Source organism: Rhizobium sp. J15, assembly GCF_002531825.1.
Classification (GTDB): Bacteria; Pseudomonadota; Alphaproteobacteria; order Rhizobiales; family Rhizobiaceae; genus Rhizobium.
Genome location: NZ_NWSX01000008.1, coordinates 91599 through 105854 on the forward strand (window position 1 = coordinate 91599; position 14256 = coordinate 105854).

Sequence of the window (14256 nt, forward strand, 5' to 3'; positions counted from 1 at the left end):
AGGGAGGGTCTAGCGCTCGTAGCGCGACAGAAAATCTTCCGCGCTCAGGTTGCGGAAATCCTGCAAAGCCAGACGCAGCCGGTCGTGTTCCCAGTCCCACCAGGAGAGCCTGTCCATGCGTTCACCGATCTCTTGCGGGAAGCGTTCGCGGATGAGCTTGGCCGGCACACCGCCGACGATCGCGTAGGGCGGGACATCCTTCGAAACGACGGCCCCGGCGCCGATCACGGCGCCGTTGCCGACATTGACGCCGGGCAGAATGGTCGCCCCGTGGCCGATCCAGACATCGTTGCCGATCGTCACGCGGTTTGCGCGCCGCCAGGCGAAGAAGTCCGTTTCCATGTCGGCGTCCGGCCAGTAGTCGGCGGCGCGATAGGTGAAATGGTGCAGCGTCGCGCGCCAGGTCGGATGGTTGGTGGCGTTGATGCGCACGGCGGCGGCGATGTTGACGAACTTGCCGATCGTCGCGCACCAGACGGAGCCGTCCTGCATGATGTAGGAATAGTCGCCGAAGCTGGCTTCGCTGATGCGGCAGCGTTCGGAGACCTCGGTATAGCGCCCGAAGGTGGAATCGCTGACCTCGGCCGTTGCGTGGATATAGGGCTCGATATCAAGCTTGCGGCTCATGCGGCGATCTTCCCAGGCGAGAACTGCTGGATGTCGAGGATGCGGTCGGCGACCGCCTCGCGAACCTCCTCGTCGTGGAAGATGCCGAGAAGGGCGACACCCGCCTTCTTCTTCTCCGCGATCATGTCGACGACGACGGCGCGGTTTTTCGCGTCGAGTGAGGCTGTGGGTTCGTCGAGAAGCAGGATCGTATGCTCGGTGATGAAGCCGCGCGCAATGTTGACGCGCTGCTGCTCGCCGCCGGAGAAGGTGGCGGGCGGAAGCTGCCAGAGCGCTTCCGGCAGGTTGAGCCTGGCGAGCAGGGCGCCTGCCCTTTCCCGAGCGGCGGCCATTTCTTCGCCGCGCGCCACGAGCGGCTCGGCCACCACGTCGATCGCCGCCACGCGCGGCACGGTGCGCAGGAACTGGCTGACATAGCCGAGCGTATTGCGGCGGACATTGAGCACGGTGCGCGGATCGGCGGAAGCGAGGTCGACGATGCGCCCATCGTGGCGGATGAGGATCTGGCCGGTGTCGACGGCATAATTGCCGTAGATCATCTTGAGCAGCGAACTCTTGCCGATGCCCGAGGGGCCGCCGAGCACGACGCATTCGCCAGCCGCGACCGAGAAGGCGACATCGGAGACGACGGGCAGCCTGATGCCGTCGCGCAGATGCATGGTGAAGCTCTTCGAGACTTCGGAAACGACGAGGGGTGTTGGCATAATGTCTTCTTCCCTGGTTTTGGACCTGCAGCGGCGCTCAGACCTGCAGGATCGAGGAGACGAGCAGCTGCGTGTAGGGTTCGTGCGGATCGTCGAGCACGCGGTCGGTGAGACCCTGTTCGATGACGTAGCCGTCCTTCATCACCATCATCCGGTGGGAGAGCAGGCGGGCGACGGCAAGATCATGGGTGACGATGATGGCCGAGAGGCCGAGATCGTTGACGAGGCCGCGCACGAGATCGAGCAGGCGCGCCTGCACCGAGACGTCGAGGCCGCCGGTCGGCTCGTCCATGAAGACCAGCCGCGGACCGGTGACGAGGTTGCGGGCGATCTGCAGGCGCTGACGCATGCCGCCGGAAAAGGCGCGCGGCTGGTCGTCGATGCGGTCGGCGTCGATCTCGACGCGTTCGAGCCAGTCGATGGCAATCGAGCGGATCTTGCCGTAGTGCCGGTCGCCGATCGCCATCAGCCGTTCACCGACATTGGCGCCCGCAGAGACGGTCATGCGCAGCCCGTCGGCCGGGTTCTGGTGCACGAAACCCCAGTCGGTGCGCATCAGGAAGCGGCGCTCTGCCTCGTTCATGCGGTAGAGGTCGCGGTAGCTGCCGTCGCGCATATGGTATTCGACGCTGCCGGTCGATGGCATCAGCCGGGTGGAGATGCAGTTGAGCAGCGTCGTCTTGCCCGAACCGGATTCGCCGACGATGGCGAGCACTTCACCCGGCCAGAGCTCGAAAGAGACGTTCCGGCAGCCGATGCGATTGCCGTAGAATTTCGAGAGGTCGTTGACTTTGAGAAGCGGTGTGTCGGTCATTCTGCAGCCTCCCGGGCCAGCATTTCGCCAGCATGTCCCTGTGCGCGGCGATCTTCGCAATGGTCGGTATCGGAGCAGACGAACATGCGCCCGCCCTTGTCGTCTAGGATGACCTCATCGAGGTAGACCTCCTCCGCGCCGCAAAGCGCGCAAGGCTTGCCGAAACGCTGGATCTCGAAGGGATGGTCCTCAAAGTCCAGGCTGACGACATCGGTATGGGGCGGCACGGCATAGATACGCTTCTCGCGGCCGGCGCCGAAAAGCTGCAGCGCTTCCGACCTGTGCATCTTCGGATTATCGAATTTCGGCGTCGGCGAGGGGTCCATGACGTAGCGGCCATGCACCTTGACCGGATAGGCATAGGTCGTGGCGATGCGGCCGTTGCGGGCGATGTCCTCGTAGAGCTTCACATGCATGAGGCCGTATTCTTCGAGCGCATGCATCTTGCGCGTCTCGGTCTCGCGCGGCTCGAGGAAGCGCAGCGGCTCGGGAATCGGCACCTGATAGACAAGCACCTGGCCGGCCTTGAGCTTTTCCTCCGGAATGCGGTGGCGCGTCTGGATGATCGTCGCTTCGCTCGTATGGGTGGTCACCGCGACATTGGCGACCTTCTTGAAGAAGGCGCGGATGGAAACGGCGTTGGTCGTGTCGTCGGCGCCCTGGTCGATCACCTTCAGCACGTCGTCGGGCCCGATGATCGAGGCCGTCACCTGCACGCCGCCGGTGCCCCAGCCATAGGGCATCGGCATTTCGCGCGAGGCGAAAGGCACCTGATAGCCGGGAATGGCGATTGCCTTCAGGATGGCGCGGCGGATCATCCGCTTGGTCTGTTCGTCGAGATAGGCGAAGTTGTAGCTGGCCAGATCGCTCATTCGGCGGCTTCCTTCATCTCTTCGCCGCTGCGGGCGGCTTCGAATTCGCGGCGCATGCGGCGGACGAGATCGAGTTCGGCCTGGAAGTCCACATAATGCGGAAGCTTCAGGTGCTCGACGAAGCCGGTCGCCTGCACGTTGTCGGAATGGGAAATGACGAATTCCTCGTCCTGCGCCGGCGCGGTAATGTCCTCGCCGAGCTCTTCAGCCCGCAATGCGCGATCCACCAGCGACATCGCCATCGCCTTGCGCTCGCTCTGGCCGAACACCAGGCCGTAGCCTCGGGTAAACTGCGGCGGCGCCTTGGCCGAACCCTTGAACTGGTTGACCATCTGGCATTCGGTGATCTGGATCGTGCCGAGCGAGACGGCGAAGCCGAGTTCCGGCACGTCGAATTCCACCTCGACCTCGCCGATGCGGATCTCGCCGGTGAAGGGGTGGTTGCGGCCATAGCCGCGCTGAGTGGAGTAGCCGAGCGCCAGCAGAAAACCCTCGTCGCCGCGGGCAAGCGCCTGCAGGCGCAGATCACGGCTCATCGGGAATTCCATCGGCTCGCGGGTGAGGTCGCCGATCTCGTGATCTTCAGGCATGTCGCCGTCGGCTTCGATCAACCCTTCCTCGCCGAGGATTTCGGAGACGCGCATCACGCGGCCAGTTTCGGCGGTGCGCTGGTCGGGTGTCTCGACCGTCTCGTCGGAAAGCAGCGAGGGATCGAGCAGGCGATGGGTATAATCGAAGGTGGGCCCAAGAAGCTGGCCGCCCGGCAGATCCTTGTAGGTCGCCGAGATGCGGCGCTCGATGGTCATATCAGCCGTGTCGAGCGGCCTGGAATAGCCGAAGCGCGGCAGCGTCGTGCGGTAGGCGCGCAGCAGGAAGATCGCCTCGATCATGTCGCCGCGCGACTGGCGGATGGCGAGCGCCGCAAGCGCGCGGTCGAACAGCGAGGCCTCGGCCATGACGCGGTCGATGGCGAGTGCCAGCTGCGCCACGATCTGGTCGATGCCGATCGCCGGCAGCGAGCGGTCGCCGCGCCGGCGGTCGGCAAGCAGGCGGTGGGCGTTGGCGATGGCGGCCTCGCCACCCTTGACGGCAACATACATGAGCTCAGATCTCCGTTGCTGTGATCTTGGTGGTGCGCGGCAGGCAGAGGAACCGCTTGCCCGATGTCAGCACGATGTCGATGCCGCGGGGAAAGAGCGCGCGGTTCTCGGCCCAGAGCCGCGGGAAGGTCTCCGGCAGGCCGACCGGCGCGATCTCCGTCACGCTCTCAATGCCCGGACCCATCAGCGCCAATCTGTGTCCGCCTTCGAGTGCGGGAAGTTCGATGACGAGGGTGGTCGAACGGTCGGGATATTCCTGCGTGCCCGACGCAAAAAGGCCGAAGGAGCAAAGTGCTGTGCCCGCCTCGATGAAGGCAAAGCGCGCATCGGCCTTTTCGGCGGTCAAGGGAGCGCCGGCATGGAAGCCGAGCCATTCCGGCACGGCGGATCGCGTCAATCCCTGCGTCAGCCAGACCGGCGTGTCGTGGTCGCAAAGGGTGAGCGCGATCGTGCCTGCGGCGATGCCGAGCGGCGCCGGCGGATCGATATCGGGTTCTGCGGTCTGGATGGTGCCGGGGCGAGCCATGCCGTCCATCAGCGTCTTGAAGACACTTTGCGCATGGAAAACCGGATCGGCAAAGCCGCCGGTCAATGCTTCTGTCGTGATTGCCATCAGTCGTCTCCCCGCACCATTGTGAAGAAATCGACGCGGGTCGCGGCCGTCTCCTCCGCCTTGCGGCGTTCGGCGGCGGCGATGCGTTCGGCGATCGGTAAAAGCAGCGCCCGTTCGACGAAATCCGTCGTCGCGTCCTCCTGCCAGAGCGCGTCGAAGATCGCCGCAAGCCGCGCCTTCTCGCGGTCGGTGCCGAGCGCCTGCGCATGGCCGATGGAGCCGGATTCCAGCCGGACCGTGGCGCGCGTCATCGTCACCTCGCCGAGATTGAACGGCGCTCCGCCGCCGCCGATGCGGCCGCGCACCATGACCAGCCCGGTCTCAGGCCCGCGCACCGGATGCGCTGCGGGCTTTTGCGGCAAGGCATCCCAGGCCGCCTGGAGTTCGCTCCGTTCCGCACGCGCCAGCAGGTCGGCGGCGCGTTTGCGCCCTGAGACCGCCTGTGACGCAGCGTCGTTCCTGTCCGCTGATGCCATCGCCACTTCCTCTAAAATGTCTATTGATATAGACAACCATACAAGCTATACTTAGCCTTAAATCGATGTCGTGACAAGCGTGTGACATTGGGGCGGGGCTGAATGGCAGGTTTGAAGCAGGTGCAGAGGCAGACGGGCGTGGCGCTGTGGCGTCAGATCGCCGACCGGATTCGTGAGGCGATCGGGACGGGAGCCTATGACGAGACGGGAATGGTGCCGCCGGAAACGGTGCTGGCGCTGCAATTCGGCGTCAACAGGCATACGGTGCGCAGCGCGCTTGCGGCCTTGGCGCAGGAGGGGATCGTGCGCGCGGTGCAAGGCCGCGGCACGCTGATCGAACGCAAGGAGCGGCTGAATTTCCCGATTACCCGGCGCACCCGCTTCACCGCAGGAATCGGCGATCAGGCGCGCGAGACACGCGGCCTTCTGCTCGATGAGGCAAGGGAGGGGGCCAGCGCCGAGGTCGCCCGCTGGCTGGGCCTTAAACCAGGAGAACAGGTGGTCCGGCTGGAAACATTGCGCCATGCCGACAAGCGGCCGGTCTCAAAGGCGACGAGCTGGTTTCCCGCCGCCCGCTTCGCCGGCATCGGCGAGGCCTATCGCAAGCACGAATCGATCACCAAGGCTTTCGCCGAACTCGGCCTGTCGGACTATGTCCGCGCGACGACCGAGGTGACGGCCGCCCATGCGAGCACGGCCGATCTCGCCGATCTGGAACTCACCCCCGGCGCGATCCTGCTGATCGCCAAGGCGATGAACACCGATCTCGACGGCGTGCCGGTGCAATATTCGATCAGCCGCTTCGCGGCCGACCGGGTGCAGTTCACGATCGAGAATTGAGGTTGGCCTTCCCTGTCGGAAGAGGGAAGGCCGCTGGTATCAATGTGCGCCGGACATATCGCCGAGCACTTCCTTGGAAGCCACGGTGGAATCGGCCTTCAGCTTGTAGACCATGGGCACGCCGGTCGCGAGGTTGAGGGCGAGCACGCCTTCCTTGGTCAGCTTGTCGAGCACCATGACCAGCGAACGCAGCGAATTGCCGTGGGCGGCGACCAGCACCTTTTCGCCGCGCAGCACGCGCGGCAGGATCTCGGTGAGATAATAGGGCCAGACCCGGGCGCCGGTATCGCGCAGGCTCTCGCCGCCCGGAGGCGGCACGTCGTAGGAACGGCGCCAGATATGCACCTGTTCCTCGCCCCACTTGGCGCGCGCATCGTCCTTGTTGAGGCCGGAGAGGTCGCCGTAGTCGCGCTCGTTCAGCGCCTGGTCGCGGATCGTCTGCAGATCGGGCTGGCCGACCTTGTCGAGGATGAGCTTCAGCGTGTGCTGGGCGCGCACAAGTGCCGAGGTATAGGCGACGTCGAATTTGATGCCGTATTCGGCAAGGGCGGCACCGCCGGCATTGGCTTCCTGAATGCCGAGCTCCGTCAGGTCGGGGTCCTTCCAGCCGGTGAAGAGATTCTTCAGGTTCCAGTCGCTCTGGCCGTGGCGAACGAGGACGAGGGTACCGCTCATGAATATGCCTCCGATATGTCGTTATTGGGAAGAAAGCCCGAGCACGTCGAGCATGGAATAGAGACCCGGCTTCTTGTCGCGCGCCCAGAGCGCGGCCTTGATGGCGCCGCGCGCGAAGATCGAGCGGTCGGCCGCACTGTGCGACAGGGTGACGATTTCGCCTTCTCCGGCGAAAAGCACGGAATGTTCGCCGATGACGGAGCCGCCGCGCAACGTCGCAAAGCCGATCGTGCCGGCCTCGCGGGCTCCGGTATGGCCGTCGCGCACCCGTACCGATTTCGAGGCGAGATCGATATTGCGGCCCTTGGCCGCGGCTTCGCCGAGAAGAAGGGCGGTGCCGGAAGGCGCATCCACCTTGTGCTTATGATGCATTTCCAGGATTTCGATGTCCCAGTCATTGGCGTCGAGCGCGCGGGCTGCCTGTCGCGTCAAAACGCTGAGCAGGTTGACGCCAAGGCTCATATTGCCCGACTTGACGATGCGGGCATGGCGGGCCGCTGCCGCGATCCTGGCGTCGTCGTCTGCCGAGCAGCCGGTCGTGCCGACGACATGGACGATGCGGGCCTGTGCGGCGAGGCCGGAGAATTCCGCCGTTGCTGCGGGCGAAGTGAAATCGAGCACGCCTTCGGCATGCAGGAAGGCCTGCAGCGGATCGTCGCCGATGATGACGCCGGTCGGGCCGAGCCCGGCGATCTCGCCGGCATCCTTGCCGACGAAGGGCGAGCCGGCGCGCTCGACGGCGGCATGCAGCGTCACGCCCTCGATGGAATGGATGAGCCGGATCAGCGTCTGCCCCATGCGCCCTGCTGCGCCGACCACCACCAGTTTCATCGCAGCATCGCTCATCTCGGTCATCCGTATCAGGTCAGTTTGAATCGGAGGCCGAAGGCCTCTGCAGATTGTTGAGGCGAGCGTAAAGACCGTCGCTGACCTTCGCAAGCGTCTCGTGATTGCCCTCTTCCACGACCCGGCCCTGCTGCATGACGACGATCTTGTCGGCGCGCACGACGGTCGAAAGCCGGTGGGCGATGACGACGACGGTGCGTCCGGTCATCGCCTCGTCGAGCGCCTTCTGCACGGCGGCTTCGGATTCGGTATCGAGCGCCGAGGTCGCTTCGTCGAGCAGCAGGATCGGCGCGTTGCGCACCAGAGCACGGGCTATCGACAGCCGCTGGCGCTGGCCGCCCGAAAGCGTCACGCCGTTTTCGCCGACCGGCGTATCGTAACCCTGCGGCTGGGCGCAGATGAAATCATGCGCATAGGCAAGCCGCGCCGCCTCTTCCACCTCGGCATCGGTCGCTTCCGGCCGGCCGTAGCGAATATTGTCGCGGATCGTGCCCTCGAACAGATAGGGCTGCTGCGAGACATAGGCGAGCTGCTGGCGCAGCGACTTCTTGGTGATGTGGGCGATATCCTGCCCGTCGATCAGGATTTCGCCTTCGCGCGGATCGTAGAAGCGCGGGATGAGGCTGATGACGGTGGATTTGCCCGCACCCGAGGGGCCGACGAGCGCCGTGGTCTCTCCGCCTTCGGCGACGAAGCTGACGCCGCTCAGCACGCTCTCATTGCCATAGGCGAAGGAGACGTTGCGGAATTCGATGCGCGCCTGCGTCACCGTCAGCGGCCGCGCATCCGGCAGATCGCGCTGGCGCGGCTCCATGTCGAGCAACTCGTAGATCATCCGCGCATTGACGACGGCGCGCTCCATCTGCACCTGCAGGCGGGCAAGCCGGCGGGCCGGATCATAGGCAAGGAGCAGGGCTGTGACGAAGGAGAAGAAGGCGCCCGGCGGCACATTGTAATAGATCGAGCGATAGGCGGCATAGGCAAGCACGCTGGCGACGGCAAAGCCCGCGAAGCTCTCCGTCAGCGGCGAGGTGCGCTCGGAAAGCCGGGCAATCCGGTTCGCCCGATTTTCGGCGGCCCTGATGAGCTTGTTGACCTTGCTTTCCAGCTCCTCTTCCATCGTGAAGGCTTTGACGATGGCAATGCCCTGGATCGTCTCCTGCATCGCGCCCAGCACGTGGCTGTTGAGATGCACCGCCTCGCGTGTCGCCGAGCGCAGCCGCTTGGAAACATAGCGAAGCGCATAGAGCAGCGGCGGCGCCATGATGAACACGGCGAGGCTGAGCAGCGGGTCCTGGAGGACCATCACGCCGATCAGCGACACGAAGGTCAGGAGGTCGCGCACCGTCGAGGTGATCGTCAGATTGAGCACGTCACGGATGCCGGTGACGTTCTGGCTCACTTGCGCGGCGATATGAGCCGAGCGCGCCTCGCTGAAGAAGCCGACCGAAAGCGTCATCAGATGCGAATAGAGGCGGCGCTGATACCGCGCGACGATATCGTTGCCGACCTTGGAAAGCGCCACTGCCTGGCCGTAGCTCGCAAAGCCGCGCAGCACGAAGGCGACGAAGATCGAAAGACAGATGATCCAGACGACGTCCGCGCGGCGGTTGGCGAAGGCCTCGTCGATGATTGCCCGCATGATCCAGGCGGTGAATGCCGTCGAAAGCGCCACGACCACGAGGCAGGCGATCGCAAAGACATAACCCCAGAGATGGTCGCGGCCGTTTTCAGCGATGATGCGTTTCAGGATGCCGGTGACGGTATCGCTGCTGACGCTCTGCTTTCTGCTTTCCACGGCTTCCAAATATTAAGCTTCCTGTCCGAGGCCAAGCGCGCCGTAAATGTGGCGCGCACTTTCGCGGGCTCTATAAAGAGTTGGGACTGGTTTGGCTAGACCAGCGCGCGTCCCGGGAGGACGCGCGCTGGGTCAGCGCCGCCAACGCCGGCCTTCCGTGGAAACGCCGAAATTGGCCGGCATGCGCGCATAGGAGGAAAGCCCGGCGAGCGCTGCCAGCGGATGCGTCACCACATAGGTCGGGATGGTGCGAAGCAGTGCGCTGTGCGGCGCCTTGTCCTCGAAGGCTGCGCGGAATTCCGGCTTCTTCAGCGCGGGGAGAATCTTCTGCGAGATGCCGCCGGAGAGGTAGACGCCGCCGCGCGCCATGAACACCATTGCCATGTCGCCCGCCACGCGGCCGAGATAGGTGGCAAACAGCGACACGGTCTCTACCGCCGCCTTGTCGCTGCCGGCAAGCGCATGCGAGGTGATGTCGGCCGGATCCTTCATCGTCGGCTGGATGCCGTCGACCACGCAGATGGCGTTGTAGAGATTGACGAGGCCGCGCCCGCAGAGGATCTGCTCGGCCGAAACACGGCCTTCGATCGTCTCGATATGCGGGAAGATGTCATAGTCGCGCTTGCTGCGCGGCCCGAGATCGATATGGCCGCCTTCGCCCGGAACCGGGATCCAGCTGTGCTGGGCATGCACGAGCCCGCCGACGCCGAGGCCGGTGCCGGGTCCGAGCACGACGCGCGAGGCGATCATGTCGCCGGTGGCGCTGCCGATGCGCTCGCGGTTTTCATCCGACAGGGCGGCGATCGCCAGCGCCTGCGCCTCGAAATCGTTGACGACGAGCACGTCCTCGATGCCGAGGCCTTTGATCATCGTCCTCGGCCGCACCACCCAGTCGCAATTGGTCAGCGGGATCTCGTCGTCGTTGATCGGGCCGGCGACGGCGAGGATCGCCGAACGCGGCTGCACCGCTGTTTTGTCGAGCACGCCCTTCTGGATCGCTTCGTCGATCGTCGCGAAATCCGCCGTGCGCACGTTCGGAAACTGCTTCGGTTCGGCATAGGCATCGGACAGGATGGAGAAGCGGGCATTGGTGCCGCCGATATCGCCGATCAGGATCGGGAAGGGCAGCGGAGCGGTACTGTTGTTCGGTTTTGGCATGGCCGGTCCCGTGCTGATCAGGCTTCGAGTGTGGGAAGGAGCTTTATAGCGGTCGCGTGGTTGAGCGCCATCGGAATGTCGTAGACGATCGCCAGCCGCATCAGCGCCTTCACGTCGACATCATGCGGCATCGGCGTCAGCGGGTCGACAAAGAAGATCAGGGCGCCGACCTCGCCGGTGGAGATCAGTGCGCCGATCTGCTGGTCGCCGCCGAGCGGCCCGCTTTTCAGCCTGGTGACGTCGAGATCGGGGGCGGCGTCGAGCACACGCCCGCCGGTCGTGCCTGTCGCGACGATCTTCCAGCGGGAAAGGACGTCCCTGTTGGCGCGGGCGAAATCCGCCATATCGTCCTTCTTCTGGTCATGCGCAATCAAAGCGAGGCATTTGCCGCCGGCCATGAACCCAATCTCCGCCCGAACAATTCAATCGATTTGACCGCTTCTATACCAAGAGTTTGCGATTTGAAAGACAGCCTACCGGCGCCGCTCACTGCATCACCGGCTTGTCGTTCGGAAACGGGCCGACATCCGGCAGCATCCCCTCGGCATCGGCGGCAGGGTCGGCGGCCGGAGCGGCGGTGAGCGCGCTCGCGGCGGCGGAAGATCCGCCGTAAGTCGCGGCCTGGACCGAGGCGACGGAAGCGGAATCGAGCACGGCGCCGCAGGCCTTCGGCAGATCGGAGACCATCATCTCGCGCGGCGGCTTCGGCGGTTTGGCGCCGGGCTTCGGTGGCTTGGGTGGCGCCCACGGGGCCGGCGTAAACCAATAGGCGAGCGACTTGTCGCAGCCGTCTCCCGCGGCGATGGGAGCTTGCGGCGTGCATCCGGCGGCGCCGGGCGGGCACTTCATACGGATGTGGAAATGCGAGTCATGGCCGTATATCGGCCGGAGCTTGCCGAGGTTGGTGCGATCGCCCGTCCAGGTGTCGCACATCTTTTTCTTGATGGCAGGATTGACGAAAATGCGCTCCACCTGGGGATAGCTTGCCGCCAGCATCAAAAGGCGCGCCCGCGATTGTGTCCATACCTTGGGATCGACGGTCAGGAGCTTGTTCTTCTGCAGCATGGTGGTGAAAGGCAGGCTCTCACGCTCCTCGGCCGTCAGGCGGCGTGCGGGCATCGGCGTGAACCATATATCGGCATCGAGGCCGATCTGGTGCGAGGAATGGCCGTTGAGCATTGGCCCGCCGCGCGGCTGGGCGATGTCGCCGACGAGAATGCCCGGCCAGCCGGCATATTTGACCGCATCCTGCGAAAACCGTTCCAGGAGCGCGATCATCGCGGGGTTGCCCCAGCGGCGGTTGCGCGAAAGCCGCATCGCCTGCCAGGTCGGCCCGTCGGTCGGCAGCGCCACGGCGCCGGTCATGCAGCCCTTGGCGTAGAAGCCGATCGGCTGCGCCGGCCCCTCAGTCGGCAGGCTGGCACCGCCGAACAGGGCCTTGGCGCTGCCCGGGCTCGGCGTCTTCTGCTGAGCGCCGGCGTCGCCGGCGGCAAGGCTTGCGCCGATCGTGCCGGCGAGCGCCAGTTTGCCGAATGTCCTGAAAGCCTGAGCGAAGCCGAATGCCATGCTGTTCCCTTGAGAAGTGATTTGCGTTCGAATCTATCGTGAAAAGTGATTTTGGTGAATCGATGTTTTGGCGTGCGGGGTTGGACCACGTGCCGACGGATCGCGCGGCGACGCCGGTATCGGAGCCTTGTTACGGGCGAAGGTCAAAATTTCGCGAGCCCGGCAAAAACCAAACTCTCTCCTGTTTTTCGCCAGTATTTTCCGTATTGTCGAATCTATCAATAATTAGGGGAAAGTGTGAATGGCGGCTTTGTGGTCGAAGATCGGTCTGGTTCTGTCGCTTGCCGGTGCTCTGGCGCCAGTGACTGTTATGGCCGAGGATCAGCCGTTTCAGATCGGAAGCTCGGTCATCAGCGAGATGAAGTACAAGCCCGGCTTTGCGCATTTCGATTACGTCAATCCCAATGCTCCGAAGGGCGGCGACCTGCGCCTTTCCGCAAGCGGCGCCTTCGACACCTTCAATCCGCTGCTTGCCAAAGGCCAGACGGCGGTCGGTCTTTCGCTCGTACACGACACGTTGATGAAATCAGCCGATGACGAGCTCCTCGTCTCCTACGGCCTGCTTGCCGAGGGGCTGTCCTTTCCCGCTGACGTCTCGAGCGCGACCTTTCGCCTGCGCAAGGAAGCGAAATGGGCGGATGGCCAGCCGGTGACGCCCGAGGACGTCATCTTCAGCCTGGACAAGACCAAGGAACTCAATCCCGTCACCGCCAACTATTATCGCCACGTGGTAAAGGCCGAAAAGACCGGTGATCGCGATGTCACCTTCACCTTCGACGAGAAGAACAATCGCGAGCTCCCCAATATTCTCGGCCAGCTGGTGGTCGTGCCGAAACATTGGTGGGAAGGACAGGGACCCGACGGCAAGCCGCGCGATATTTCGAAGACGACGCTCGAGCCGGTGATGGGTTCCGGACCGTATAAGATCGCGTCCTTCTCGCCCGGGTCGACGATCCGTTATGAGCTGCGTGACGACTATTGGGGCAAGGACCTCAATGTGAATGTTGGCCAGAACAATTTCCGCAACGTCATCTATACCTATTTCGGTGATCGCGATGTCGAGTTCGAAGCCTTTCGTGCCGGCAACAGCGACTATTGGCAGGAGACGACGGCTTCCCGCTGGGCGACGGGATATGATTTTCCCGCGGTGAAGGAGGGACGCGTCAAGAAGGAGGAGGTTGCAAACCCGCTGCGCTCCACCGGCATCCTGCAGGCTCTCGTGCCCAATATGCGGCGCGACATCTTCAAGGACGAGCGCGTCCGCGAGGCGCTGAACTACGGTTTCGATTTCGAGGAATTGAACCGCACGGTTGCCTTCAACAGCTACAAGCGCATCGACAGTTACTTCTGGAACACCGAACTCGCCTCGTCCGGCCTGCCGCAGGGGCGTGAGCTGGAAATATTGCAGGGCATGAAGGACAAGGTTCCGCCCGAGGTCTTCACGACGCCCTACACCAATCCCGTCGGCGGCGATCCGCAGAAAAGCCGCGACAACCTGCGCAAGGCGATTGCGCTTCTGAAGGAAGCGGGATGGGAGCTCAAGGCCAATCGCATGGTCAACACCAAGACCGGCCAGCCGATGAGTTTCGAGATCCTGTTGTCGAGCCCGATACTGGAGCGCTGGGCGGTGCCCTATGCCAACAATCTGAGGAAAATCGGCATCGATGCGCGGGTGCGGACAGTCGATGCATCGCAAGCTGTCAATCGCGAACGCAGCTTCGACTACGACATGATCTGGAATGTTTGGGCGCAGACGATGAACCCCGGCAACGAGCAGGCCGACTATTGGGGATCCGGCTCGGTCAACCAGCAAGGCTCCCAGAATTATGCCGGCATCGCCAATCCGGCCGTCGACGAACTCATCCGCATGATCATTTTCGCGCCGAACCGCGATGAACAGGTTGCGGCGATCAAGACGATGGACAGGGTCCTGCTTGCGAACCACTACGTCATTCCGCTGTTCTATCGCGGCAATTATAACCTCGCCTATTGGAACACGATCACCCATCCGGCCGAATTCCCGGCCTACAGCCTCGGCTTCCCCGATGCCTGGTGGTCAGCTTCGGCAAAATGAGCGGGCTTGCATTGCAGGGCCCCTCGGCTCCAAATGGCACAAGCGAATCACGACAAGCCGGCAAAGCCGGCAAGGGAAGGCTGGCGGATTGAG

The 14256-nt window shown here is 63.8% G+C and carries 15 protein-coding genes; 2 read left to right on the forward strand and 13 right to left on the reverse strand.

From position 1 onward, the window contains the following. Positions 1–9: 9 nt before the first annotated feature. Genes CO670_RS09525 through phnG form a run of 7 tightly spaced genes read right to left on the reverse strand, consistent with a single transcriptional unit; the run spans position 10 to position 5206 of the window. On the reverse strand, positions 10–627 hold the full coding sequence (locus tag CO670_RS09525) for a DapH/DapD/GlmU-related protein (RefSeq protein WP_097590013.1): 618 nt from the start codon (positions 625–627) through the stop codon (positions 10–12). Beyond that, positions 624–1331: a phosphonate C-P lyase system protein PhnL gene (gene phnL, locus CO670_RS09530; protein WP_097590014.1), complete on the reverse strand. Its 708-nt coding sequence runs from the start codon at positions 1329–1331 to the stop codon at positions 624–626. Before phnL ends, CO670_RS09525 begins: the two co-directional genes overlap by 4 nt. A 37-nt stretch (positions 1332–1368) precedes the next feature. Further along, positions 1369–2145, reverse strand: a complete 777-nt coding sequence (gene phnK, locus CO670_RS09535; RefSeq protein ID WP_097590015.1) for a phosphonate C-P lyase system protein PhnK — start codon at positions 2143–2145, stop codon at positions 1369–1371. Continuing rightward, the gene (locus CO670_RS09540; protein ID WP_097590016.1) at positions 2142–3017 is read right to left on the reverse strand and encodes an alpha-D-ribose 1-methylphosphonate 5-phosphate C-P-lyase PhnJ; all 876 of its coding nucleotides are present in this window, start codon (positions 3015–3017) and stop codon (positions 2142–2144) included. The genes phnK and CO670_RS09540 overlap by 4 nt, the downstream gene beginning before the upstream one ends. Further along, positions 3014–4117, reverse strand: coding sequence for a carbon-phosphorus lyase complex subunit PhnI (locus CO670_RS09545; RefSeq protein ID WP_097590017.1), 1104 nt, complete (start codon positions 4115–4117; stop codon positions 3014–3016). Before CO670_RS09545 ends, CO670_RS09540 begins: the two co-directional genes overlap by 4 nt. Before the next feature lie 4 nt (positions 4118–4121). Next, entirely contained in the window at positions 4122–4730 is a 609-nt protein-coding gene (phnH, locus tag CO670_RS09550; RefSeq protein WP_097590018.1) for a phosphonate C-P lyase system protein PhnH, read from the reverse strand. Beyond that, the gene (gene phnG, locus CO670_RS09555; RefSeq protein ID WP_097590019.1) at positions 4730–5206 is read right to left on the reverse strand and encodes a phosphonate C-P lyase system protein PhnG; all 477 of its coding nucleotides are present in this window, start codon (positions 5204–5206) and stop codon (positions 4730–4732) included. Before phnG ends, phnH begins: the two co-directional genes overlap by 1 nt. A gap of 102 nt (positions 5207–5308) precedes the next feature. On the opposite strand from phnG, the gene phnF reads away from it, so the two are divergent. Further along, positions 5309–6046 carry a phosphonate metabolism transcriptional regulator PhnF gene (gene phnF / locus CO670_RS09560; protein ID WP_097590020.1) on the forward strand — a complete coding sequence of 246 codons (738 nt, stop codon included), beginning with the start codon at positions 5309–5311 and terminating at the stop codon, positions 6044–6046. A 39-nt stretch (positions 6047–6085) separates the two neighbouring features. Here phnF and CO670_RS09565 read toward each other — a convergent pair whose 3' ends face one another. The 6 genes from CO670_RS09565 to mepA all read right to left on the reverse strand — a co-directional run bounded on the left by CO670_RS09565 (position 6086) and on the right by mepA (position 12089). Continuing rightward, positions 6086–6721: a 2,3-bisphosphoglycerate-dependent phosphoglycerate mutase gene (locus CO670_RS09565; protein ID WP_097590021.1), complete on the reverse strand. Its 636-nt coding sequence runs from the start codon at positions 6719–6721 to the stop codon at positions 6086–6088. A gap of 21 nt (positions 6722–6742) precedes the next feature. Next, the gene (gene dapB, locus CO670_RS09570) at positions 6743–7567 is read right to left on the reverse strand and encodes a 4-hydroxy-tetrahydrodipicolinate reductase (RefSeq protein WP_097590022.1); all 825 of its coding nucleotides are present in this window, start codon (positions 7565–7567) and stop codon (positions 6743–6745) included. A gap of 19 nt (positions 7568–7586) precedes the next feature. Beyond that, complete coding sequence (locus tag CO670_RS09575; protein WP_097590023.1) at positions 7587–9374, reverse strand: ABC transporter ATP-binding protein; 1788 nt, start codon at positions 9372–9374, stop codon at positions 7587–7589. 123 nt (positions 9375–9497) lie between these two features. Continuing rightward, positions 9498–10523, reverse strand: a complete 1026-nt coding sequence (locus CO670_RS09580) for a glucokinase (protein ID WP_097590024.1) — start codon at positions 10521–10523, stop codon at positions 9498–9500. Positions 10524–10540: 17 nt separating this feature from the next. After that, positions 10541–10921 carry a methylglyoxal synthase gene (locus tag CO670_RS09585; RefSeq protein ID WP_088676452.1) on the reverse strand — a complete coding sequence of 127 codons (381 nt, stop codon included), beginning with the start codon at positions 10919–10921 and terminating at the stop codon, positions 10541–10543. A gap of 88 nt (positions 10922–11009) precedes the next feature. Continuing rightward, complete coding sequence (mepA, locus tag CO670_RS09590) at positions 11010–12089, reverse strand: penicillin-insensitive murein endopeptidase (protein ID WP_097590025.1); 1080 nt, start codon at positions 12087–12089, stop codon at positions 11010–11012. 241 nt (positions 12090–12330) lie between these two features. On the opposite strand from mepA, the gene CO670_RS09595 reads away from it, so the two are divergent. Next, a complete protein-coding gene (locus tag CO670_RS09595; RefSeq protein WP_097590026.1) occupies positions 12331–14163 on the forward strand; it encodes an extracellular solute-binding protein in 1833 nt (610 codons plus the stop codon). Positions 14164–14256: the final 93 nt, after the last annotated feature.